Source organism: Stenotrophomonas sp. STEN038, assembly GCF_056759895.1.
In genome coordinates, this window is the sequence record NZ_JBRRDW010000112.1 from 1 (window position 1) to 2723 (window position 2723).

Here is a 2723-nt window from a genome sequence, read left to right on the forward strand (position 1 = left end):
ACCCGCGTCGCGCAGCGGCGTGGGCGCGGAGGCAGGGTGTGCTTTCTTTTGGTTATCTTTTCTTTGCACAAGCAAAGAAAAGTAACTCGCTCCCCGAAGGGGAGTGAAAGCCCTGGCTTCGGTTGTTGCTGTTGCTGTTGTTGTTGCTGTTGCTGCCAAAGCCAAAGCCAAAGCCAGTGCAGAGCTTTCGCCCGCCTGCGGCGCGCGAGCGCACCTTTCTTTGCTTGTGCAAAGAAACGTGGCCCAAAGAAAGCACACCCTGCCTGCGCGCTCCAGGTTCACTCCGCTGCCGGGATTTTTCGACGATACATCCATGTATCGTCGAAAAACGACGTGCGTCCTGCACGCCGCCCCATGCGGGGTCTTGTCCGTCAGCTCCGTCGCTGCGGAAGGGGACCCGGGAAGTCAAAGTCAAAATCCACTGCAACTGCAACTGCAACTGCAACTGCAAAGGCAAAGGCAAAGGCAAAGGCAAAGGCAAAGGCAAAGGCAAAGGCAAAGGCAACTGCTACCCCTCCCCAGCCCTCCCCTTGCCTGCGGCAAAGAGAGGGGGCTAGGGCAACAGCAACAGCTGCTACTACTGGGTTAGTGCCACAGGCCGAGGATCAGGCCGAACAGCACGAATTGTGCGGTGTGATACCCGCCGTCGATCGCCCACAGTTTTCCACTGCGCTGGGCGAACTGGTAGTTGATGCCGAAGCTCGCCGCGACCATGCCGAAGCCGGCGACCAGACCGCACAACAAGGCCTTGCGCAGCTCCGGCTGCGGGCCGACAAACCATGCGAAGGCAAACGCCGCTACCAACGAGAACACAAAGGCCACGCCGAATACCTTGCCCGGATGTCCCTGCGGCACTTCGCCGCCGTTCTCGCGGTTCCAGGCGCGGCCGAACAGGACCGGTGAATACCACAGCCCGCCCAACAGGAAACTCGATACAGCGGCCAACACCACGGCATAGACGTTCATGCACTTCCCCTTGGCAGTGAGCGATGCCGCATCCTAGCGCCGCCGCAGGCGCTTGCGAAGCTGCCATCAAAAAGAAGGCCGGCGGGTTTCCCCGCCGGCCTCCTACCTCGCACACTTTGCTATGACGCGGCTCAGGCTTCCAACGCTGCAGCCGGGCCAAAGAACTCGTAACGGCTCTGCGCTTCCGGCACGCCTACATCACGCAGCAGCTTCTTCACCTGCGCCATGAACGGCTTCGGGCCGAGGAAGTAAGCGTCCATATCGCGCTCGGCCGGCAACCACTGCTCCAGCAGTTCACGGCTGAGGAAACCTTCGGCATCGCCCGCATCGCCCGGCAGCGCTTCGCTGTAGCAGGTGTAGCTGCGCAACTGCGGGTGCTGCTTCTGCTTGTCGGCGATGAACTCGCGGAACGCATGTACGTCGCCATTGCGCGCGCAATGGATGAAGTGCACCTGGCGACCGCTGGCCAAGGCCTGCTCCAGCATCGGCAGGGTCGGGGTTATGCCGACGCCGCCGCTGATGAAGGCGACCGGGCGCTCGCTGGCCACCAGGGTGAAATCACCGGCCGGGGCGAACAGCTCCAGCGTGTCGCCGACCTGCACGCTGTCGTGCAGATGGTTGGAGACCTTGCCGTTGCCTTCGCGCTTGACGCTGATGCGGTAGCCGACGCCGTTGGCTGCACGCGACAGGGAATAGTTGCGGCGGGTTTCTTCGCCATCGAGCTCCAGCTTCATGCCGATGTACTGGCCGGGCTTGAAGTCCACCACCGCGCCGCCGTCGGCCGGTACCAGGTGGAAGGAGGTGATCTCCGCACTTTCAGGCACCTTCTCGGCAACGCGGAATGTGCGTGCACCGCGCCAGCCGCCCGGGGCCTTTTCATTGGCCGCGTACACCTCTTCTTCGGCACCGATCAACAGGTCGGCCAGCATCTGGTAGGCCGCGCCCCAGGCGTCGATGATCTCGTCGGTGGCAATGTCCGGGCCCAGTACTTCACGGATCGAGGCCAGCAGGTGGTGGCCGACGATGGGGTAGTGCTCCGGCAGGATCTGCAGGGCAACGTGCTTGTTGACGATCTGACCTACCAGCGGACCCAGCGCTTCCAGGCGGTCGATGTGCTTGGCGTACATCAGCACCGAGTTGGCCAGCGCACGCGGTTGGTCGCCGCTGCTCTGGTGCTTGGGGTTGAACAGCGGACGCGCGACATCGCTCTGGGTCAGCATGCGGCCGTAGAAATGCTTGGTCAGCGCTTCGCCACCGGTCTCCAGCAATGGGACAGTGGCTTTGATGAGGTCGCGTTGGGTGGGGCTGAGCATGGTGCGAACTATCCGGCTTCGGGGGTAGCTCCATGTTCCGCGCAGTTGGCCTGCTTTCTCGATGACTAATATCAAGAACCCGCACGATTGCAGTGCCGAGCCATGCTCGGTAAAGGGGCGTTCCCGGCGGGTGTGGGGGCGGCGTATGCCGCCAGGCCACAGCTGCATCAGGCGGCGAAAAGCCAATCCCTCCCCAACCCTCCCCTTGGCTTCGCCAAAGGGAGGGAGCAACAGCGTAGTGCCGAGCCATGCTCGGCAAGGGGCCTTCCCCGCCGAGATAGGGGCGGCGTATGCCGCCAAGCCACAGCTGCATCAGGCGGCGAAAAGCCAACCCCTCCCCAACCCTCCCCTTGGCTTCGCCAAAGGGAGGGAGCAACAGCGTAGTGCCGAGCCATGCTCGGCAAGGGGCATTTCCGGTAATGCTCCTGCCGAGCATGGCTCGGC

General features: G+C 62.9%; 3 protein-coding genes. All 3 read right to left on the reverse strand.

From position 1 onward, the window contains the following. Positions 1-315, reverse strand: a 315-nt coding sequence (locus tag ACVOLS_RS21465; protein WP_481547307.1) for a hypothetical protein, incomplete at its 3' end; no start/stop codon positions are given. Positions 316-585: 270 nt separating this feature from the next. Next, positions 586-966 (reverse strand): DUF1761 domain-containing protein, encoded by a 381-nt coding sequence (locus ACVOLS_RS21470; RefSeq protein WP_481513888.1) that lies wholly within the window; start codon positions 964-966, stop codon positions 586-588. A 131-nt stretch (positions 967-1097) separates the two neighbouring features. Further along, positions 1098-2279, reverse strand: coding sequence for an NO-inducible flavohemoprotein (gene hmpA / locus ACVOLS_RS21475; RefSeq protein ID WP_481547308.1), 1182 nt, complete (start codon positions 2277-2279; stop codon positions 1098-1100). Positions 2280-2723: the final 444 nt, after the last annotated feature.

Bases quoted from the DNA above. Each gene is read 5' to 3' on its own strand.
- ACVOLS_RS21470 (WP_481513888.1), bottom strand. From the start codon at position 966: ATGAACGTCTATGCCGTGGTGTTGGCCGCTGTATCGAGTTTCCTGTTG.
- hmpA (WP_481547308.1), bottom strand. From the start codon at position 2,279: ATGCTCAGCCCCACCCAACGCGACCTCATCAAAGCCACTGTCCCATTG.